The sequence below is a fragment of the Anaerococcus obesiensis genome, from assembly GCF_016599815.1.
In the GTDB taxonomy this organism is placed as follows: Bacteria; Bacillota; Clostridia; order Tissierellales; family Peptoniphilaceae; genus Anaerococcus; species Anaerococcus vaginalis.
Genome location: NZ_CP067016.1, coordinates 1,018,695 through 1,040,980, shown reverse-complemented (window position 1 = coordinate 1,040,980; position 22,286 = coordinate 1,018,695). Strand labels below are relative to the sequence as shown.

Here is a 22,286-nt window from a genome sequence, read left to right as displayed (position 1 = left end):
AGGAATTAGCTTAAAACTAATTCCTAGTTTTTTAAATTCCTAAATATGCACTTCTTACGGCAGGATCATTTTTAAGGTTTTCTGCCTTATCTTCTTTTACAATTTTTCCTGTTTCTATTACATAAGCCCTATCTGATATATCTAGGGCAAGATTAGCATTTTGTTCTACAAGCAAAATCGTTGAGCCTTCTTCTTTTAAAACTTTTATCGTTTCGAATATTTTTTCTACATAAAGAGGCGAAAGTCCCATTGATGGTTCGTCTAATAAAAGCAATTTTGGATTTGTCATTATAGCTCTTGCCATAGCAAGCATTTGTTGTTCTCCTCCTGACAAAGTTCCTGCTTTTTGATTTCTCCTATCTTTTAAAACTGGAAAAAGCTCATATATTCTCTCAATTTTTTCTTCTCTTTCTTTGTCTTTTAAATTTGTTGCAACTGAACCTAAATTTATATTATCTACGACTGAAAGATTTGAAAAAACTCTCCTTCCTTCTGGAACTTGTGCAATTCCAAGCCTTGTTATTTTGTATGCTTTTTTATTTGTTATATCTTCATTTTCAAAAGTGATTTTTCCGCTTCTTTTTTCAAGCAAAGAAGATATTGCTTGAAGGGTTGTAGTTTTTCCTGCTCCATTTGCTCCAATTAATGAAACTACTTCTTTTTTATTTACTTTTAAGGAAACATCCTTTATAGCGTGGATATTTCCATAATATACATTTAAATTTTCTACATTAAGCATTTTATTCTCCATATCCACTTCCCAAATAGGCGCTTACTACGTCATCTTTTTTAACAACTTCTTCTGGTTTTCCTTTTGCTATTACTATTCCGTGATTTAATACGTAAAGTTTTTCGCAAATTCCCAAGACCAATTTCATGTCATGTTCTATCAAAACAATTGATAAATTAAAATTATCTCTTATCATTCTAATTGTATCCATCAATGACTCTGTTTCAATTGCATTCATACCTGCAGCTGGCTCGTCTAATAATAATAATTTTGGATTTGTCGCAAGAGCTCTTGCTATTTCTAATTTTCTTTGGGCTCCATAGGATAAATTTCCTGCGCTATCATTTGCATAAGCTGCAAGTCCCAAAATTTTTAAAATATCCAAGGCTTTTTTTGTTGCTTCTCTTTCTTCTTTCCAATAATTTTTAAGCCTAAGCATTCCGTCAACAATTTTATACCTCATATCTCTGTTCATAGATACTTTTACATTATCTACAACTGATAAGTAATCAAATAATCTTATATTTTGAAAAGTTCTTGCTATACCTTTTTGACTTAGTTTGTGAACAGGTAAGCCTGTTATATTTTCTCCATCTAAATAAATCGCTCCTTCTGTTGGCTCATAAACTCCACTTAGCATATTAAAAACTGTAGTTTTTCCTGCTCCATTTGGCCCAATTAAACCAATTAAATCTTTTTCTTTTACATCAAGATTAAATCCATTTACTGCCTTCAATCCTCCAAAGGAGATGGAAATATTATCACATTTTAATACAGATCTTCTTTTATCCATTTTTTACTCCTTCTTTGTTGATTTTTCTTTTAAATTTTGCAATTTGTCTTGAAATAGAAAATTCTTCTCTTCCCATTAAGCCTTGCGGTCTAAATATCATAACAATTACTAAGATTACAGAATAAATTATCATCCTATATTCTGCGAATGCTCTTAATATTTCTGGAACTATGGTTAATGTTATAGTTGAAATGACTGAACCTGTAAATGAACCCATTCCTCCTAAAACAACCATTACTAAAATATCAAAACTTTTATTATAATTAAATACATCGGCTGCTATTACTCCAGTTGTTTGAGCGTATATTGCTCCTGCAACTCCAGCAAAAAGCGCTGATAAAGTAAAGGCAAATATTTTAGATTTTGTTGTATTTATTCCACAGCTTTCAGCGGCAAGCTCATTATCTTTTATTGCCAAAACTGATCTACCAAATCTTGATGTCATAATTGAATACATAAATACAACGCACAAAACTGTAACAAAAAATACTAAAGCAAAAGAATCAACTGTAGGTATTCCTGCCATTCCTTGAGCTCCACCAGTAATAGATAAATTTTCTACAACAACCCTAATTATTTCTCCAAAAGCCAAGGTTACTATAGCAAGATAATCTCCATTTAACCTCAATACTGGTATTCCTATTGCAAGAGAAAATAAAAATGCAAACAGCCCTCCAATTAATAAGGCTATAAAAAATCCTGGTATTCCTTCTATTATTCCAGTTTTCAAAAAAATTCCTGCACTATATGCACCTATTGACATAAAACCCGCATGTCCCAAGGTTATTTGTCCCAAATTTCCTACGGTTATATTTAGTGAAATTGAAAGAATTATATTAATGCATAGCAAAAATAAAATTGATTGCCAATAAGAATCGATTATTCCACTTAAAATTAATATTTGAATAATTGCAAATGAAACTAATACAAGGACAAAGCTAACTAGATATGATGTTTTTTTATTTTTATCCATTTTATACTTTCTCCTTTTCCATATTTCCTAAAATTCCTGTTGGTTTTACTATTAAAACTAAAATTAATACCAAAAATACTATTGCATCTGCGTATGAGCTTGAAAGATATGCTCTAGTCATAACTTCTATCATTCCCAAAATAAATCCACCAATTACAGCTCCTGGTATTGAACCTATTCCTCCAACAACTGCTGCTGTAAAAGCTTTTATTCCTAGCATAGAACCTATAAAAGGAGTTATTTGAGGATATGATGAAACATACAATAAAGATGCAACTCCAGCAAGTGCAGAGCCAATTGCGAAAGTCATAGTCATAATATTATCTACATTTATTCCAACAAGACTTGACGCCTTATAATCTTCGCTAACCGCAAGCATCATCTTGCCATATTTTGTTTTAGAAATAAAAATTTGCAAAATTATTGTAAGAATAATAGTTAAAACTATTGTAAAAATTGTTTGAAAAGATAATCTTATTCCAAAAATATTTAAGCTAGCTTGATTAAATAAACTTGGAACAGGTCTTGCGTTAGCAGTAAAAACTTTTACAAATAAATTTTCCAAAAATAAAGATACTCCTATAGCAGTAATTAAAATTGAAATTGATGAAGAATTCCTCAAAGGTTTGTAAGCAATTCTTTCTATTACAACTCCCAAAAGTGTACAAGCAATAATCGCTGGTATTATCGCTAAATATAATGGTAAACCACTTCTGAAAAGACTTGTTTGAACAACAAAAAATATTGTATAAGCGCCTACCATTATAATATCTCCATGGGCAAAATTTATTAATTTTGCTACGCCATAAACCATTGTATAACCCAAGGCTATTAAAGCGTATATTGATCCTAATTGTAGACCATTAAAAAGTTGAATTAAAAAATCCATAAAATCTCCTTAAAATTTAAGGGGTTTTGCTAATTCGCAATCCCCCTTTTTTATTAATTTTCATCAGCTGTTACTGTTGAATTAAATTTATATGTTCCATCTTTTATTTCCATCATTGATGCTGATTTGATTGGATTATGATTTTCATTAAATTTAAATTTGCCGGTTATTCCATCAAATTCTATAGCTTTAATTTTTTCTATAATCTTATCACTTTCTTCGCTTTTCGCTTGTTCAATAGCTTGTTTTAATAAATAAATTGTATCGTATGACAAAGCAGAAAAAGCTGAAGGATCTTCTTTATTTTCTTCTTTATATTTTTTTACAAAATCTTTTACTCTTTGGTCATCACTATCTAAAGCAAAGTGATTTGAAAAACATGAGCCTTCTACCAATCCTAATTGAGATTTATCCATTACATTTACAACTCCATCCCAACCATCAGAACCAATAAATTTTGCATCAATTCCAGCATCTCTTGCTTGTGGAGCTATAAGAGCAACTTTTTCGTAATAATCCGGAACTAATAATACATCTGGTTTTGCTTTTGCAATTTTTGTAAGTTGTGCCTTAAAATCATTGTCATTATCTCCATAAGATTCATCAGCAACTAAATCAAGTTTTAATTTGTCTACTTCTTTTTTAAATTCATTAGCAATTCCATTTGAATAATCTGAAGAAGTATTTCTAAGGATAGCTACTTTTTTTGCTTTTTGATTTTCTGCTGCAAATTTTGCCAATAATTTTCCTTGATAAGGATCAGTAAAGCAAGTTCTAAATACATTATCCTTTCCTTCTGTAATATTTCCTTGAGTTCCTGTTGGTGTTATCATAGCAATTCCATCTTTTTTTGCAATTTCAGAAACTGCTAGAGCAGGTTTTGATGTAATAGGCCCTACAATTGCTGTTACTTTTTCTCCTTTTAATTTATTGTATGCAGTTGTTGAATCTGTTATTTCTCCCTTATCATCATAAGAAATCCATTCAATTTTTTTGCCATTAATTCCACCATTTTTATTTATCTCATCAACAGCTAACAAAGCTCCTTTTTCTGATGAATTTCCATAATTTGAAACTGGACCAGTTTGTGGTATTATTGCTCCAATTTTAATTGTGTCAGAATTCTCAGATTTTTTATTTTCTCCATTTTTTGCTTGACATCCTGCAAATGCAAATATTGATGCAAAAGCTAAGGTCATTAATTTTTTTGTTTTTTTCATTTTTTCCTCCACATATTTTTTTAATAATTAAGTATAAATAAAGATTAAAATTTATAATAATAATTATGGCACAGGATTTTCATCTTGTCAAATGTTTTTTGCTTGATTATTTTATTGTCTTTTTTTCAACGCTTATCTTGTTATTATTTTTTGATTTTTAAAATGAATATTTATTTATAATTTTATGCAAAGGTATATTTATTATTTATTTAATGTTAAATAATGCTTTATGGTTTATTTATGTGATTTTATTTTAAAATATTTATTTTACGATAGTTTACAAAGGTTACAATTTCGCACTTTTCTTGATATTTTTTATTTTTTCGCCTATAATAAAATTCATTGGGGGACACATGAGAAAACAAAAACAAATTGATTCATTTACTTTTTTAAGAGCTATTTTTATTATTGCTATTTCCATATTTCATTCATCAGTACAATTTCTTCCTGGTGGTTTTATGGCAGTAATTGGCTTTTTTGTAATGAGTGGATTTTTAATGATGAAAAAATTAAATACTATAGATGATTATGATTTTAATGAATTTAAATCAATTATTAAAAAAAGATTCAAAAAGCTATTGCCAAGTTTATATTTTGTTATAAGCCTATCTTTGGTTTTTGCTTTGATTTTTTCAAGAATAATATTTCATGATTCTATAAAATCATCTTTACCTACAGCCCTTTCTATTCAAAATTTATACCAAATTTTTAAGGGTGGTTCATATTTTACAAAAAATGGATATTTTGATATGTTTACACATTTTTGGTATATATCCATGCAAGTTCAATTTATCCTTATTTTCTACTTGGTAAATTATTTGCTCAATAAATATAAGGAAAAATTTGAAAGTAAAAATGTAAAAATTTATGTTTTTGCTCTTATTTCTGCAATAAGTATTTTGTTGATGATTATTTTTTCTTTTGATAAAAATAATATTTCAAGAATTTATTATGGACCTGACGCTAGAATAAATGCTATTTTTATTGGAGCACTTGCTTATCTTTTGATAGATTATTTTTCAAAAATTTTTGAATTTGCTAAGGAGAAAAATTTTTCTGAAAAATATATTTTGTATGCTCTTTTGTTTTTAACTTTGCTTGCTTACTTTTTTGTAAGGGGTGAAAACTTATATACTTACAGAATAATAATCCCAATCTACACTCTTATTCAAGCATTGTTAATTGGCGTGTTATACTCTTATGAAAAGGAAAATAAATTTGTAATAAATAAAAAAGAAATGGGAATTTTCAAAACTTTCCTTTATTATATAGGTCTTAGATCTTATTACATTTATTTGTGGCAATATATAATAAGCACTTTTCTTTCTTATGCTTTTGCCCACACAAGCAAAAGTAGGATTATAGCTTATATTTTGGAAATAATTATTGTTTTGATTTTATCAGAGCTAACTTACGTTATTTTAAATAGAAAATTTGATTTTAAAAAATATTTTATTATCACATCTGCTCTTATTTTAGGATTAAATGCTTTGGCATTTTTTATTCCAAATCCTAAGGAAAAAGATATGAAAGAGCTTGAAAAAAGAATTAGTGAAAATCAAGATAATATAAAGAAAAACAATGAGAAATATGTAAAAGAACAAAAGAAAAAAGAGAATAAAGAAAATTTAGAAAAATCTAAAAATCAGCTTTCAAACGAAAATAAAGAAACAGAGCCAAAGCAAAATGAAAGTAACAAAGAAGATGAAAATAAAAATAAAGAAGAAAATAAAGAGCCTGCTTTTGAAAAGAAAGCTTATGATGATTTCAACTTTACCGATAAGGAAAAAGAATTTTTAAAAAATACTTCTATTACTGCTGTTGGCGATTCTGTTTTGATTAATATTGATCCTTTTTAGAGAGAATTTAATCCAAATCTTTACCTTGATGGAGAAGTTGGCAGACAAATGACCGATGGTCCAAAAGTATTGCAGGATATAAAAAATAAAAACGGCCTTGGCAATATTGTTCTTGTAAGCCTTGGTTCTAACGGAACTTTAAGCGAGCAAAACATGGTAGATATTTTAAATATTTCTGAAGGAAGAAAAGTTTATTTTGTAAATACTGTAAATAGTCAATCTTGGGAGATGACTATTAATTCTAAAATCAAAAAATTCTGCGATGAAAACCAAAATGCCTACATGGTTGATTGGTATAAATTTGCAAAGGAAAAAGCAAATTTATTTGCAAAAGATATGGTTCATCCAGAAGTTGAAGGTGCAAAAGCTTATAGAAATCTAATTGAAAGAGAAATAATAAATTCTTTTGCTAAGTAACAATTAAATAATGTAGATCTAAAAGCGTAGAAGTCTTAGATGACTTTCTTCGCTTTTATTTTTTTGAAAATTTTCATTTTAAAATCTCTATACTTTTTTAATAAAAAAATTATTTGAAATAATTTACAAATTTAAAATGGACTTTATCAATAGCCTAAGAATATTTTTGTCGTATAATAGCAAATGAGGTGAATTATGATAGATTATTTAAAAGAAATAAATTTAGATCAAAATTTAATAGATAAAATAATAGAATTTAGAAAAGCAAATATAGATGAAGAAGACAAGGATAGGATTGTTAAACCAGAATTTAAATATTATGGAGAAGATGTTTTGAAAAAAGCAATCACTGCTATTCTTTCTGGAAAAAATATTTTACTTTCTGGCCCAAAAGCTACAGGAAAAAATGTTCTTGCTCAAAATCTTTCTTATATTTTTAATCGTCCATCATGGGATATTTCTTTTCATGTAAATACTGATTACAATTCCTTGGTTGGAGCCGACACTTTTAAAGACGGAAAAGTTGTTTTTAGAAAGGGTCCTGTTTATGAATGTGCAAAAAAAGGTGGATTTGGAGTTTTAGATGAAATAAATATGGCAAAAAATGAAGCGATTTCTGTCCTTCATGCAAGCTTAGACCACAGACGTGTTATTGATATCCCAGGCTATGACAAAATAAAACTTGACGATAAGACAAGATTTATTGCAACAATGAATTATGGTTATGTTGGAACAAGAGAAGTAAATGAGGCACTTGCATCAAGATTTATGGTTATAAATATGCCAAATATTACGAGAGAAAATTTAAAACATTTACTAAAGGATAAATTTCCAAAATTAAAGGAAAAATATATGAATACTTTTATAGACATTTTTGAATCTCTCCAAGAAAAAAGTGAAAATTCAGAAATTTCTACAAAATCAGTCGACCTTAGGGGACTAATTTCTGCAATTGAAACTATGGAAATTGGACTTAATCCATATGATGCAATTGAAATGGGACTTATCAATAAATCTTTTGATGAATTTGAAAGAGAGCTTGTAAGAGATAGCGTTGACTCAAAACTTCCAAAAGAAATCAAAGAGAGTGTATTTGATGACTGATACTTTTGAAAAGTTAAGGGCTATGAATGTGATTTGGGATTTTGCTGATGATTATAAAATTTTTCCAAAATCCTACTATCCCATGGATAAAAATTACAAAAATATAATTGAAGGATACAAGTTTAAAAATTTTAGGCTTGATTTATTTTCTTCATTTTTTTCTTATTTAAAAAAAGACAACCCTTTTTTTGAAGAATTTAAGGCAATCACCCTTCTTTTGTTGGAAGATTTAGCCTACAGAAAATTAGAAAAAACTAATCTTGTAATAAAAGATTTAAGAAAATCTTACGCCAAAAAAATTCTCGACAAATACCAATACAAAAAAGAAACCGACAATGTTTCCGAACAAATTGAAAAGGCCTACTATGGGAAAATTTTTAATAAACCCATAACAGAAGCTAAACTTGTAAGAGATTTTTATGCTGAACTTTTTTCTATTGATACCTATAAATCAAGTGAAATAATTGACAAACTTAATGAACTTTTTAAAAAATATTTTCTTTTTGAAAGATTTGACCAATACAACGAACTTTTTGATCAAATGGTAAAGGAAGAAAAACCTAAAAATTTTGACCATGATGATTTGGAAGATGCTGATATTGAAAAAAATATTGAAGACCAATTTCAAATCCAATCTGCAGAATTTAATGGTTATATTTATTTCGAAGAAAAAAAAGAAGATATGAACAAGGATATATTTATCTTTGAAAAATCCGATAAGGAAAAAGAAAAAAGAGAAGATTCCTTTATAGAGGATTTTTATGGAAAACTTTCTATAAGCAAAAAAAGACAAGAACTTTTGGAAAAAGAACTTGCCAAGGGTATCCATAAGTCAAAAAAATTATATTTTACCAAGGGAGAATACACCGATTCTCCAAATGCAAAATTCAATCAGAAAGTCAGAAAAAAACAAAAGGAAAAAACAAAAGAATATATTGAAAATAATCTTTCAATAAACAACAGAGCTGTAAATGAGCTTACAAGAACTATAGAAAATTCTTTGGCAAATCACGAAGAAGATGAACTTTACAGAAAAAATTATGGACTTTTAGATTCTGTTAATGTTTGGAGAGCTCCTGTATTAAATGAATCCAAAGTGTTTTTTTCAAATAACAAAGACCCAAAACCAAAATTTCAAATGGATTTACTAATTGATGGATCAGCAAGCCAAATTCAAAGGCAAAATCTCGTAGCAAACCAGGCTTTTATAATTGCAAATGCCATGGATAAGGTAAATATTCCAATAAGAGTTTCTTCATTTTCTACTTTGAGAGATTATACAGTTTTTAATATGTACAGAGATTTTAAAGACAAGGGCAATAATGAAAGTATTTATAATTTTTTCGCTTCCGGTGCAAACAGAGATGGACTTGCCTTTAAAACAATCCACAAATTAATCAATGAAGATAAAAATGAAAGCGTAAGAAAAATTTTAATAATTTTATCAGACGGTCGCCCAAACGATGAAAAACACAATATAAATACAGTAAACGCAAAAATCAAAGATCAATATATAGACAAAAAGGCGGTTGATGATACTGCAAAAGAAATAAGAGCATTAAAAAGCGATGGAATCCAAGTTTTGGGAGTTTTTACTGGAGAAGATGAAGATATAGAAAATGCAAAATTAATCTATGGAGCAGATTTTTGTAGGATAAAAAATTTAGACAATTTCTCCAAAATTGTTTCAATTTATATGAAAAATTTAATAGCAAATTAAAATTGGCTGGCAAAAAATTATAAACTATAATAATTTATAATTTTTACCAGCCTTTTAAATTATTTTTTATTTTTTCTTAGAAAATTTATGGTAAAGACGATTTACCATTTTCATAACTTCAGGAATTCTTGCAAATAAAATTGTAAGCGCATAAAATATTGCTGCTATTATTATTGCAATAAACATAGCCAGAAGATATGACAATTTCCCACTCAAATTTCCATAAATTGCACTTGCAATTAGTCCCATTAAAATTGATAAAACTGTAATTTTTATCAAAGATTTTAAAGAACTTTTAAAATTAATTCTTCCAAAATTTTTCCTAAATTTTATTAACATCATAATTGCACCAGCCGCAGCAGAAATTGCAGTTGCTAGGGCAAGACCTTGAATGTCAAAAAATTGTATCAATATAAAATTCAATATTACATTTATTATTTGTTGGATAACTACAATTATTACTGGCGATTTTGAATCTCCAACTGCATAAAATCCCTTGTCGATTACATCAGAAAATGATTGAAAAATAACAAATGGCGCATAGGCAATTAGCATGGATGCTGTAACTACTACAGATTTATTATCAAAAGCTCCCCTTTGATAAACCAATTTTATTATTGGCTCTGCCAAAGACATCATTCCAATTGTTGCTGGTATTACCAAAAGCATAGTCAAAACTATAGCTGAATTTATTTGAATTTTCATATTTTCTATATCGCCTTTTTGTCCCAAATGTGAAATGGTAGGAAATATTGAAGTTGTAACTGAAACTGTTATTACTCCTGTAATCAGTGCCAAAAGTGTTTTTGAATATCTCAAAAATGATATTGATGCATTTCCAAAAAAGTATGATGCCATAGAATTATCTACTGTAAGAGCTATCTCTCCTGCAGCTGATGAAACTATAACAGGAATTGCAATCATAATTAAAGATTTAATATATTTATTGTGAATATCTATTTTTTTCTTGTATTTATATCCATGCTCCCTATTTGCCTTAGGAAACATTATATATTGCAAAACATTTCCCAACAAACAACCTATAGCAAGTAGGTAAGGATTTTTGGCAAGTCCACTTATAATTGTAAATGTAATTATAATTATATTCATAATCAAGCCAGTTACAGCTGGAATAAAAAAATTGCCTTTTAAATTTAAATATCCCCTAAAAACAGCTGAATATAAATATGCAAATATTGCAAACATTATAATTCTTGTAAAAACTATGGCAGTATGTAAAAGTTCGCCTTTTAAATCTGGTGAAAATAATTTACAAAATGCTCCAGCAAAAATAAAACCAAAAATAACTGCTAAAAGACCAAATACCATCAAGATATTAAAAATATTTGATGTGAATTCTTCAGCAACCTCTTCGCCTTCTTCATTTTTTGCCTTGGTATAAATTGGAATAAAACCATAAATGATACCCGACGCAACAAAATTTGCTATTACTACAGGAAGAGTATTAGCAACAGCATAAATTGCAACTATATCCCCCGCTCCATAAAAATAAGCCATAACAGATTCTCTCAAAAATCCAAAAACTTTAGAAAGAATTGTTACAAGCATTAACATAAAAGCAGTTTGTCCCATAATTACCTCTCTTTTTTAATTTATAAATTTTATTATATCTGTAAAAAATCTTCTTTCAATGGATAAATTTATCCATAAATAAGTCTATTATCTTAGAAAATTTTACGATAATTTTATAAACTCTTTATTTTTCTTTAATCTTATTTATTGTTTAAAAAAATTAAAAATAAAAATAAGCACAAGAAATAAAGCTATCACTTGTGCTATAATTTATTATTTTATTTTCAAGTATTCTTCCAAAGAAAGATCGTTCTCATACATAGATTTTGCATTTTCTACACCAACATATCTAAATTCCCAGCACCTTTCTTTTTTGCCAGTAATTTCTTCTTTTTCTTTGGTGTATCTTTGAATAAATCCATATTTATAAGAATTTTCCTTTAGCCACTTATATTCATTTGTATCTTTAAATTTATCTGAATATTTTGTTTGGTCAGTATAAAAATCAAAACTTGTTCCTGTTTGGTGGTCACTTGTATAAGGCAAATCAGCATCAGGATTATTTTGATCTACCAATTTTTCTTCACTTTGTCCCATCCTAAAATCAGATGCAATTTTTATATCCAAGCCTTCTCTTTGCATATCAATAAGCATAGTATCAAAAGCTTTTTTGCTTGTAGAATCAACGCCAGGATTAAAATCTTTAGGCAAAGGATTTGATTCATTTACAAAAACAACTCCCTTCACTACACTAATATTTTCGCTATCTTTAAGCTTTCCAAGACCATATTTATTTACATAATAAAATTCATCATTAATTTTAATTTTTGAAAAAGAATTTTCTGTACCAAAATATTCTATGTATTGGTTATTATTAATGCTTACATCAGTTTTTGTAAAATCGCTTGGTTCTTGGTAGCAATATTGACTTTTAAGAGATTTGACATAGGATTTCATAGTATCACTATATCCATCATCATCAATTTTTTCCCCATCACTAATTACTACATTTTCAAAACCAATAGGAGTTGCTACTTGAGTTTTTGCATTTTTTAGTTCTTCTTTAAGCACTTCATTTTCTTGTTTTTTATTAGCTTGGGCATATCTGTTTTCTATTGGTTTTCTAATTTGAAAATCATCACTACTTTTTTTAAAATCTATATTCAAAGCTCCTGTTATCAAAAGAGCACAAATTCCAACTTTTATTAAATTATTTCTTCTTTTTATTTTTCTTTCTTTTACCTTTTTACGTCTTAAATCTCTAATACTTTTGTTTGCCATTTTTAGTTTTCTTCCTTAAATCTATTTCAATATAACTAAATTTACGTCTGTGGGATAGTTTGTAAAATCATATAAATGTATTTCAATCTATAATAAAAGACTTTACAAAACTTTTTAATATTTTCTTAACTCCATTATAACACAAGTATAAAAAAATATGTATAGTATAAATGATTTTTTTTGTAAAATATTAGAAAAAAATCGCTAAAAATTAATTTTTTTTAATTTTAGCGATTTTTTTAATACATTTTTATAAAATTTTTTACTCTTTTTTAAAACCTTATAAGTTTTTATAATAAATTTTTTAAGCTAATTAATTAACTATAAACTAGCTTTTTGGATTTTAATTTTTTCTCCCATTATTTTATTTGTCATTTTTTGAGAAATTTCATTTACATCTGTCATATATATTTCTATATATTTTTTTTCGGTCTCATCAAATTTTATATTTTTTGCCAAAACCTTAGCAGGGTCAATAATATTTGCTTTGTAGTTTAAATTTTTAAAAATTTCATCTTCTACTATAGGATAGTGGGTACAACCTAAAACTATATTTTCAATTTTTTTCTCATTTGCAAGTTCTAAATAATCTTTTAAAGCCTTATCCACCTCATCTCCACTTACTATTCCTTTTTCTATAAGGGAAACAAGTAATGGACAAGCTTTTTCAAAAACTTTTTTATTAGAAATTTTTTCAATTTTAATTTTATAAGTATGTTGTAAGCACGTTGCCTTTGTAGCCATAACAAAAATATCCCCTTCACATTCTAAGGATTTTTTTATTGCTTGGTCTGTAATTGAAATAAATTTTTTATCAAATTCTTTTCTAAGATATTCTATTGCAACAGTAGAAATTGTATTACAAGCTATCACAAAAAAGTCAATATCTTTCTTTAATAAAAATTTTACTATTTTTTTTGAAAGCTCAATTATTTCTTCATTTGACTTATCTCCATAAGGAACATTTTTATTATCTCCAAGGTAAAAATAATTTGCCTTGTGTTTTTTAGACAATTCTTTAAGAACAGTAAGTCCTCCAAGTCCTGAATCAAATACACCAATATTAGTCATCTATTAAATTCACCCTTTCAACAAATTTATAATCATTTTTTATTTCATTTAATGCATAATTGATTTTTTCTTCATCAAAAAATACAGCAAAAATACTTGCACCGCTACCACTAAGAAGTGCTTTGGCTGCCCCTAGATTTTCAAGTCTATTTTTTATTTTATAAAGATGAGGAAAATTTTCATATACCACATCTTCCATAACATTAGAAAAATATTTTACAATATTTTTATCAGAAGATTTTAATCCCTCAATTATTTTTTCAGTTTCAATATTTCCATAATCCTTTAATCTTTTATATACAAAATTTGAAGAAATACTTGTCCCATCATTTACCAAAAGAATTTTCATATCTAAATTTATATCAAAAGGCGATAAAATTTCTCCAATACCTTGAGCCCTCGCAGATTTTTTCAAGAAAAAAAACGGAATATCAGCTCCTAAACTTTTCCCAATTTTAAAAATCTCATCATCACCCAAATTTAAATTCCAAAGCTCATTTAAAGCCAAAATCATTTCAGCACAATTTGTAGAACCACCAGCAAGCCCTGCAGCTATGGGAATATTTTTTTCCAAAAACACATCTACTCCACATGATTTAACTCTATCTTTTAATATAGCCCAAGCCTTGTAAATCAAATTATTTTCAATATTTTCCTTTGATAAAATTTGGCTATTTGTTTTAATTTTAATTTCATTAGTATTATTTTTTTCAATTTTTAATTTATCAAACAAAGAAATCCTAGTCATAATAGTATCAATTTCATGATAACCGTCATCTCTTTTATACAAAGAATCTAAACTAAGATTAATTTTTCCATAGCATTTTCTTTCCATAATTACCTCACTACAATTATACCATAAGGAATTTGTTGAAAATAAAATTTAAAAATAAAAAATTTTAATCAAAAAATAGACCTTGCTTTCGCAAAGTCTATTTGTAAATTTAAATTTATTTAGAATAATCGTAGAATCCTTTACCAGTTTTTCTACCAAGATCTCCTGCTCTTACCATTTGTCTTAATAATGGATTTGGACGATATTTGCTATCACCAAATTCATTGAATAATACTTCCATAATTGCAAGACATGTATCAAGTCCTATAAGGTCAGCTAATGCTAGAGGTCCCATTGGATGGTTTGCTCCAAGTTGCATTCCCTTATCAATATCTTCAACACTTGCAAGTCCATCATATAAAACTCCGATTCCTTCGTTAATCATTGGAATTAAAAGTCTGTTTACAACAAATCCTGGACCTTCTTTTACTTCTATTGGTTGTTTTCCAAATTCTTCAGCAAGTTCAAATACTTTTTTGTTTGTTTCGTCGCTTGTGTGAAGTCCTCTGATAACTTCTACAAGTTTCATTACTGGAACTGGATTGAAGAAATGCATTCCTATTACATTTTCTGGTCTATTTGTTGATGCAGCTATGTCAGTAATAGAAAGTGAAGATGTATTTGAAGCAAGAATTGCTCCTTCTTTAACTACTTCATCTAATTCTTTGAAAATTTCTTTTTTAAGTTTTGGATTTTCTGTTGCAGCTTCTATAACTATATCACAATAAGCTAAGTCTTTTACTTCTGTTGTGTAGGAAATGTTTTTGATTGCTTTTTCTTTAGCATCTTCTTCCATTCTTCCCTTAGAAACTTGTTTAGCATAATCTTTTTCAATTCTAGCTTTTGCATTTTCTAAGAATTCATCTTTAATATCTCTTACTACTACTTCGTGGAATTTTGCAGCAACTTCTACAATTCCTCCACCCATAATTCCTGATCCAATTACACCAATTTTCATATTTACTCCTTTGTGTGTTTTAAAAAAGTTTCGTTTGTTTGTTAAATTAATAACTTATACATATATTATAACATTGTTTTCCCGTTTTATCAAGAAATATTGACTTTTTTTTAACTATTTATTAGATTTTCTCCAAATTCTCATTTTTTCAGCTTCTTTTATCAAATCATCTCTAAATTCTGGGTGAGCAATTGAAATCAATTTCTCAGTTCTTTCCCACAATGATTGTCCTTTAAGATTAACCATTCCAAATTCTGTTGCAACAAAATGAGTATTTGCTCTACAACCTGTTGGTTGTGTTCCTTCAATTAATCTTGGAACTATATTTGAATGTCTTACTCCTTTTTGATCAACTCTTGATGAGTGTAGGGTTACAAAAGATTTTCCACCTTTTGAATTATAAGCACCAAGCATAAAATCTAAAGCTCCACCTGAACCTGAAATGTGTTTTATTCCAGAACTTTCTGCAGAAACTGTACCATTCAAATCAACTTCAAGGGCTGAATTTATTGACATGAAATTATCTAAAGCAGAAATTTGTTCAATACCATTACAATAATCTACTGGTGCTGCACAAAGTTCTTCATTATTATCTATAAAATCATATAATTCCTTGCTTCCAGCTGCAAAAGCATAAACTTGTCTTCCCCTATCAATGCTTTTCTTTTTACCTGTAATTTTTCCAGCCTTTGATAATTCAACAAAAGAATCTACATACATTTCTGTATGAACGCCCAGGTCTTTTAAATCAGAATTTGCAATTTCTTTTCCGATTGCTGTAGGAAGTCCACCAATTCCAATTTGAAGACATGCCCCATCAACTAATTCTTCTACTACAAATTTTGCAACTTCCTTATCTAAATCGCTTGGTTGTGCTTTTCCTAAAGCTATCATTTCAGGATTTGATCCTTCAATAATATAATCAACTTCTTTAATATGAACACAATTTTCATATCCACCAAGTCCTCTTGGTACATTTTTGTTCACTTCAATTATTACTATATCCGAATTTTCGATTGCAGCATAAAGATGTGATGCTGAAGCTCCGAAGTTAAAAAATCCGTGCTCATCCATTGGAGTTGCTTGAGTTACAAAAATATTTGGTTTTTTTATTGATGTTCTGTAATATTTTGGAAGCTCTGAATATTTTAATGGTGAATAAAATGCTCTTCCTTCTCCTGCTAATTTTCTTATAGGTCCTAATGAATGCCAAGAGTTATAAACAAAATGTTCATTTGTTGGATCAGCATCAAATATTTTGAATTTTTCAAGCTCCACTCCACCCCTGACAACGATGTCATTAAGATTAGTAATTTCTTTTGCCAAAGCTTCGTCAAAATCATGTGGTGAAACTATTCCCCATGAATAATCTACATAATCGCCGTCCTTTACAAGTTTTGCAGCATCCTCTGCACTTATTAGTTTTTCCTTATATAATTTATTATAGTCCACGTTATCCTCCCATTAAATACGCATATTTTTACTTATATATTGGAATAATTTTTAATTATCTCCATAAAAATTAAGGATGAGAGTAATCTCATCCTTAAAATCAATTTGAGATACTAATAATGATATACCCAAATTTATAAATTTAATTTAATTATTTTCCTTTTTTCTTATTGATTGCTTCAGTAAGTTTTGGTACTACTTCAAATAAGTCCCCAACTATACCATAATCAGCTCTTCCAAATATTGGAGCATCTGGATCTTTGTTTATAGCTATAACTTTATCAGCAGCATTTATACCTGCCAAGTGTTGAATAGCTCCAGAAATTCCTACAGCTATATAAACTCTTGGTCCTACAGTTTTTCCTGATTGTCCTACTTGGTGAGAGTGTGAAATCCAACCAGCATCTACAGCCGCACGGCTTGATCCAACAGTTCCGTCAAGTGCATCAGCTAAATCTTTTATTAATGCAAAGTTTTTAGGATCTCCAAGTCCACGTCCACCAGAAACTATAAATTCAGCTCCAACTAAATCAACTTCATCTCCTTCATCTCTTGGAATGAAATCTAAAATTTTTGTTCTAGCTTCACCTTCAAATTTGATGTCTTCATCAATTATTTCGATATCATCTTTTGCACCAATAGCTTCTTTTGAAAATACTCCTGGTCTTACAGTTCCCATTTGTGGTCTGTGATCTGGGCAAAGAATCATTGCCATTAAGTTTCCACCAAATGCAGGTCTTGTCCATCTAACTTCTTTTTTCTCAGCGTCAATATCAAGTTCTGTACAATCTGCTGTAAGTCCTGTGTGAAGTCTTGCTGAAACTCTTGGGCCTAAATCTCTTCCTTGATTTGTTGCACCTATCAAAATTATATTTGGACTATATTTTTTAACTAATTGGTCTATTGCATCTGCATAAACTTCTGTATTATATTCTTTGTAAATTTCATTATCAACTGTGATAATTCCATCTACGCCGTATTCTTTTACTTCTTCTTTAGCTTTATCAACATTTGATCCGATAATTATAGCGTAAAGTTTTTCATCAATAGCATCAGCCATTCTTCTTCCTGGATTCATTAGTTCAAGTCCAACATTTACAGCTGATCCATCTTCTTTTGTTTCTACAATTACCCAAAGATTTTTATTTTCACTCATCTATATCCTCCTAAATAAGTTTCTCATCAGAAAGAGCATTTATTAACTTATCTACAGAAACGCTAGCATCTTCATCGTTGTAGATTTCTCCAGATTTCTTATGTTCAGGTGTATAAGATTTTTTAACTCTTGTTGGTGAACCTTTAAGTCCTATTGCTGTTTCGTCAATATTTTCTTTTAGTTCTTCAAAAGTAATTTGTTCGATTGTAGCTTTTTTAGCTTTCATTTTATTTTTGATTTTTGGATATCTTAATTCTTCATCGCCATATTTTGTAAATGTTATAAGAGCTGGAAGTTTTGCTTGAATATTTAAAGCTCCTCCTTCAACTTCTTTAAGAACTTTGATTCCCTCATCATTTAATTCTGCTGTATAAGCATAAGTTACTTGTGGTAAATCTAAGTGTTCAGCAATTTCTGGTCCTACTTGTGCTGTATCTCCATCTATAGCTTGAAGACCACAGAAAATCATATCATAATCTCCTTCTCTTTTAGCTACTTCTTTTATAGCTTCTGAGATTATATAACTTGTTGCAAGTGTATCAGAACCACCAAATTTTCTATCAGTAACCAAGTAAGCTTTGTCAGCTCCTACTGCCAAAGTATCTCTAAGCATAGATTCAGCTTGAGGTGGTCCCATAGAAATAACTGTGATTTTTACATTTTCTGGATCATTATCTTTTATTCTTAAAGCTTGTTCAAGGGCAAAAGCATCATAAGTATTTAAGATACTAGGAACTCCCTTTCTAATAAGAGTATTAGTTTCAGGATCTATTTTGATTTCATTAGTATCTGGAACTTGCTTTGCACATACAAAAATATTCATTTATTCCTCCTAAATTTATCTTCTTAATTATTATCTTAAAAGAGCTCCTGATACAACCATTAACATTACTTCTGAAGTACCTTCATAAATTTCTGTAATTTTTGCATCTCTCATCATTCTTTCAACGTCATATTCTTTGATATATCCATATCCACCAAGAATTTGAACTGCTCTATCAGCAACGAATGATGCTGTTCTAGAAGCTTTTAATTTTGCCATAGCTGCTGCTACTGAGTAATTTTCTCCAGCATCTTTTAAGCTTGCTGCCTTATAAACTAAATTTCTAGCAGCTTCAATTTCTATAGCCATTTCAGCTAATTTAAATTGTGTATTTTGGAATTTAGCTAAAGGACGTCCAAATTGTTCTCTTTCTTTAGAATATTGAACAGCTTTTTCTAAAGCGCCTTCTGCAATACCAAGAGCTTGAGCTGCAATTCCAATTCTTCCACCATCAAGAGTTGCCATAGCAATCTTAAATCCTTTACCTTCTTCTCCAAGTAAATTTTCTTTTGGTATTCTACAATCTTGGAAAATTAATTCCATAGTTGATGAACCATTGATTCCCATTTTGTTTTCAAGTGTACCAAAATCAAATCCTTTAGTTCCTTTTTCAACTATGAATGCAGAAATTCCGTGATTTCCTTTTGACTTATCTGTCATGGCAAATACTACATAAATATCAGCATATCCACCATTTGTTATAAAGATTTTTGTACCATTAAGTACATATTCATCTCCATCAAGTTTAGCTGTTGTTTGTTGACCTGAAGCATCAGTTCCTGCATTTGGTTCTGTAAGTCCAAAAGCACCTAATTTTTCTCCACTTGCAAGTGGTGTTAGATATTTTTTCTTTTGTTCATCATTACCAAATTTATTGATACAATCAGCTGATAATGATGTGTGAGCTGATAAAATTACACCTGTTGATGCACAATATTTTGAAAGCTCTTCAACTGCAAGTACGTATGTAAGTGTGTCAGCACCTTGACCGCCAAATTCTTCATCAAATGGAATTCCAAAGAAACCTAATTCTTGCATTTTTGCAACTGTTTCTTCTGGGAACATATGTTCTTCATCTACTTTTTGAGCTAATGGTTTAACTTCACTTTCTGCAAAGCCGTGGAACATCTCTCTCATTTCTTCATAATCTTCTGATAATTTATACATATTTTCTCCTAAATAATTTTCCATATTTATTATTTTTAAATTTAAAAATAATATTAAGAAACACTTTTTATCACTTATGTTATTATATTAACAATCGGAACTAGACTTGTCAAGCTTTTTAGCCAATTTTTTATCAAGCTTTTAGCTTTAAGTCTTAAATTTTTTTGGAAAATTTTTTCTAGCTTTATCCTTTTATTATATAAATTAAAATTCTATCACTTTATCATTTTATATAATTTAAAATTCTAAAATTCAAAACAAAAAATAAAACTTAGTCTATTATTATATGGAATTTAAAATTTATTTAAATATTTTTGCTAAATTTTATTTCTTTTATTTCTCTTATAATATAGTAAAAAGATTTCCCAAAAAAACATTTACCTACATTATAATAATATCACAATCAGTCTATCTGTCAAATCTTTATCAATATATTTACAAATTTTAACTATATATTTTATTTTATAAATCAGTTTTTAAATTTTAAGAATGAAAAATATTTTTTATGCTTAAATTTAAGATAAAAAGAATTTCATTTAATCCGAATCTATTTTGTTTATTATTAAAAAGCTAATATATTTAGATATCTTGATTTTAAAAATTTTCAAATTTAAAAATCAAAATTTTTCAATTTCTATTTTGATTTTAGTCGATTTCTTATTTGCTCTTAGAAAATTTAATTTTTTGATTTTTTAAGAACTTTAAAATAATTTCTAATTTTAAATTATAAATTTATTTGTTATTGATATTTATATTTAATTAAAGGAAAACTTTTCTATTCGATTTTTTCATGTTATAATTGATACATAATTAACTAAGTTACTTAGTTAAGTATACAATTTCTATTTACATTTAGGAGGGAAAAATGGATTACAACAAAATTAATGACGAAATTATTGAACAAATCAAATTATCAGTAAATGGAAAAGTTTATGTAGGAGAAGAAATTAATGAAGATTTCTTTCACGATGAAATGCCAATTTATGGCGAAGGAATCCCTGATGTTTTGATTGACGCTACTTGCAAGGAAGATGTTTCAAAAATAATGAAAATTTGTAATGAAAATAAAATTCCTGTTATAGCAAGAGGTGCTGGTAGTGGTTTGACTGGCGCTGGTGTTGCTATTAAAAATGGCGTAATGATTAATATGCAATCCATGAACAAAATTTTAGAATTTGATGAAGAAAATTTAGTTGTTAGAGTTGAACCTGGTGTTTTATTAAGTACTTTGGCTCAAACTTGTCTTGATAAGGGATATTTATATCCACCTGATCCAGGCGAAAAAAATGCTACACTTGGCGGAAACGTTTCATTAAATGCAGGAGGAATGCGTGCTGTTAAATATGGCACAACTCGTGATTATGTAAGAAAAATGGAAGTTGTTCTTCCTAGTGGAGAAATTACAACTTTTGGATCTATTGTTTCTAAATCATCTACTGGTTATTCTTTAAAAGATTTGATGGTTGGAAGTGAAGGAACTCTTGGAATTATTACTGAGCTTACTTTAAAAATCGTTCCAAATCCAAAACATACTGTTTCTTTAATCGTACCTTTTGAAGATTTGGATGATTGTATTTCTACTGTTCCTAAATTATTCCAAAATAATTTAAATCCACAAGCTATTGAGTTTATGGAAAGAGATATAGTTATAGCTAGTGAAAAATACATAGGCAAAGAAACTTTCCCTAAAAATATGGAAGGAATTGATGTTGGAGCTTATTTATTAATTACTTTTGATGGTGATGATGAGGATCTAATCGACAATACTCTTGAGCAAGCTGCTGAAGTTTTGGTTGATAATGGCGCAATTGATGTTTTGGTTGCTGATACTCCAAATTCAATTAGAGATGCTTGGGCTGCAAGAAGTTCTTTCCTTGAAGCTATTGAAACACAAAATAAACTTTTGGATGAGTGCGACGTTGTAGTTCCTGTAACAAAAATTGCTGAATATATTAATTTTGTTAATAAGGAAAGTGAATCTTATATGTTTAATGTTAAATCGTTCGGCCATGCTGGAGATGGAAACTTGCATATTTACACCCTATCAAATGAAGAAGATAAACTTGATCAATTTAAAGAAGAAGTTGATAAATTTATGGATGTAATCTATAAAAAAGCTTATGATTTGGGAGGAAAAATTTCTGGAGAACACGGAATAGGAAACGGAAAGAAAAAATATCTAAAGAGCTTTGAAGGTAACGTTAATATTGAAATAATGAGAGGAATTAAAAAAGCATTTGACCCAAATATGATTTTGAATCCAGATAAAGTTATTGCCTTATTAGGTGAATAAATTTAAAGGATT

The 22,286-nt window shown here is 28.5% G+C and carries 19 protein-coding genes; 5 read left to right on the top strand and 14 right to left on the bottom strand.

Annotation, left to right across the window (positions count from 1 at the left end; genetic code table 11):
* Positions 1 to 31: 31 nt before the first annotated feature.
* The 5 genes from I6H46_RS05190 to I6H46_RS05170 are packed head-to-tail and all read right to left on the bottom strand — an operon-like array spanning position 32 to position 4,605.
* A complete protein-coding gene (locus I6H46_RS05190; protein WP_004838212.1) occupies positions 32 to 739 on the bottom strand; it encodes an ABC transporter ATP-binding protein in 708 nt (235 codons plus the stop codon).
* Between the two features lies 1 nt (position 740).
* On the bottom strand, positions 741 to 1,523 hold the full coding sequence (locus I6H46_RS05185; RefSeq protein ID WP_004838210.1) for an ABC transporter ATP-binding protein: 783 nt from the start codon (positions 1,521 to 1,523) through the stop codon (positions 741 to 743).
* Positions 1,516 to 2,496 (bottom strand): branched-chain amino acid ABC transporter permease, encoded by a 981-nt coding sequence (locus I6H46_RS05180; protein WP_004838209.1) that lies wholly within the window; start codon positions 2,494 to 2,496, stop codon positions 1,516 to 1,518. Before I6H46_RS05180 ends, I6H46_RS05185 begins: the two co-directional genes overlap by 8 nt.
* A gap of 1 nt (position 2,497) precedes the next feature.
* On the bottom strand, positions 2,498 to 3,385 hold the full coding sequence (locus I6H46_RS05175) for a branched-chain amino acid ABC transporter permease (protein ID WP_019118117.1): 888 nt from the start codon (positions 3,383 to 3,385) through the stop codon (positions 2,498 to 2,500).
* A 53-nt stretch (positions 3,386 to 3,438) separates the two neighbouring features.
* Positions 3,439 to 4,605, bottom strand: a complete 1,167-nt coding sequence (locus I6H46_RS05170) for an ABC transporter substrate-binding protein (RefSeq protein ID WP_019118118.1) — start codon at positions 4,603 to 4,605, stop codon at positions 3,439 to 3,441.
* Between the two features lie 353 nt (positions 4,606 to 4,958).
* Here I6H46_RS05170 and I6H46_RS05165 point away from each other — a divergent pair, with 353 nt between their 5' ends.
* The 4 genes from I6H46_RS05165 (at position 4,959) to I6H46_RS05155 (ending at position 9,705) form a co-directional block, all read left to right on the top strand.
* Positions 4,959 to 6,464: an acyltransferase family protein gene (locus tag I6H46_RS05165; RefSeq protein ID WP_234287267.1), complete on the top strand. Its 1,506-nt coding sequence runs from the start codon at positions 4,959 to 4,961 to the stop codon at positions 6,462 to 6,464.
* A gap of 69 nt (positions 6,465 to 6,533) precedes the next feature.
* Complete coding sequence (locus tag I6H46_RS09775; RefSeq protein WP_234287266.1) at positions 6,534 to 6,881, top strand: SGNH/GDSL hydrolase family protein; 348 nt, start codon at positions 6,534 to 6,536, stop codon at positions 6,879 to 6,881.
* Between the two features lie 195 nt (positions 6,882 to 7,076).
* A complete protein-coding gene (locus I6H46_RS05160) occupies positions 7,077 to 7,985 on the top strand; it encodes an AAA family ATPase (protein ID WP_019118120.1) in 909 nt (302 codons plus the stop codon).
* Positions 7,978 to 9,705, top strand: a complete 1,728-nt coding sequence (locus I6H46_RS05155) for a vWA domain-containing protein (protein WP_019118121.1) — start codon at positions 7,978 to 7,980, stop codon at positions 9,703 to 9,705. Before I6H46_RS05160 ends, I6H46_RS05155 begins: the two co-directional genes overlap by 8 nt.
* A gap of 66 nt (positions 9,706 to 9,771) precedes the next feature.
* Here I6H46_RS05155 and murJ read toward each other — a convergent pair whose 3' ends face one another.
* The 9 genes from murJ to I6H46_RS05110 all read right to left on the bottom strand — a co-directional run bounded on the left by murJ (position 9,772) and on the right by I6H46_RS05110 (position 19,981).
* On the bottom strand, positions 9,772 to 11,298 hold the full coding sequence (gene murJ, locus I6H46_RS05150; protein ID WP_019118122.1) for a murein biosynthesis integral membrane protein MurJ: 1,527 nt from the start codon (positions 11,296 to 11,298) through the stop codon (positions 9,772 to 9,774).
* Between the two features lie 213 nt (positions 11,299 to 11,511).
* Complete coding sequence (locus tag I6H46_RS05145; protein WP_019118123.1) at positions 11,512 to 12,519, bottom strand: M15 family metallopeptidase; 1,008 nt, start codon at positions 12,517 to 12,519, stop codon at positions 11,512 to 11,514.
* Between the two features lie 321 nt (positions 12,520 to 12,840).
* Entirely contained in the window at positions 12,841 to 13,590 is a 750-nt protein-coding gene (gene murI / locus I6H46_RS05140; RefSeq protein ID WP_019118124.1) for a glutamate racemase, read from the bottom strand.
* Positions 13,583 to 14,425, bottom strand: a complete 843-nt coding sequence (gene ispE, locus I6H46_RS05135) for a 4-(cytidine 5'-diphospho)-2-C-methyl-D-erythritol kinase (RefSeq protein WP_019118125.1) — start codon at positions 14,423 to 14,425, stop codon at positions 13,583 to 13,585. The genes murI and ispE overlap by 8 nt, the downstream gene beginning before the upstream one ends.
* 115 nt (positions 14,426 to 14,540) lie before the next feature.
* Positions 14,541 to 15,383, bottom strand: a complete 843-nt coding sequence (locus tag I6H46_RS05130) for a 3-hydroxybutyryl-CoA dehydrogenase (RefSeq protein WP_019118126.1) — start codon at positions 15,381 to 15,383, stop codon at positions 14,541 to 14,543.
* Positions 15,384 to 15,497: 114 nt separating this feature from the next.
* Positions 15,498 to 16,835: an acetyl-CoA hydrolase/transferase C-terminal domain-containing protein gene (locus tag I6H46_RS05125; protein ID WP_200225490.1), complete on the bottom strand. Its 1,338-nt coding sequence runs from the start codon at positions 16,833 to 16,835 to the stop codon at positions 15,498 to 15,500.
* A gap of 151 nt (positions 16,836 to 16,986) precedes the next feature.
* A complete protein-coding gene (locus tag I6H46_RS05120; protein ID WP_019118128.1) occupies positions 16,987 to 17,991 on the bottom strand; it encodes an electron transfer flavoprotein subunit alpha/FixB family protein in 1,005 nt (334 codons plus the stop codon).
* A 10-nt stretch (positions 17,992 to 18,001) separates the two neighbouring features.
* Positions 18,002 to 18,814, bottom strand: coding sequence for an electron transfer flavoprotein subunit beta/FixA family protein (locus I6H46_RS05115; RefSeq protein WP_019118129.1), 813 nt, complete (start codon positions 18,812 to 18,814; stop codon positions 18,002 to 18,004).
* Positions 18,815 to 18,844: 30 nt separating this feature from the next.
* Entirely contained in the window at positions 18,845 to 19,981 is a 1,137-nt protein-coding gene (locus tag I6H46_RS05110; RefSeq protein WP_019118130.1) for an acyl-CoA dehydrogenase, read from the bottom strand.
* A gap of 865 nt (positions 19,982 to 20,846) precedes the next feature.
* Here I6H46_RS05110 and I6H46_RS05105 point away from each other — a divergent pair.
* Positions 20,847 to 22,274, top strand: coding sequence for an FAD-binding oxidoreductase (locus tag I6H46_RS05105; RefSeq protein ID WP_019118131.1), 1,428 nt, complete (start codon positions 20,847 to 20,849; stop codon positions 22,272 to 22,274).
* The last annotated feature ends 12 nt before the right edge of the window (positions 22,275 to 22,286 follow it).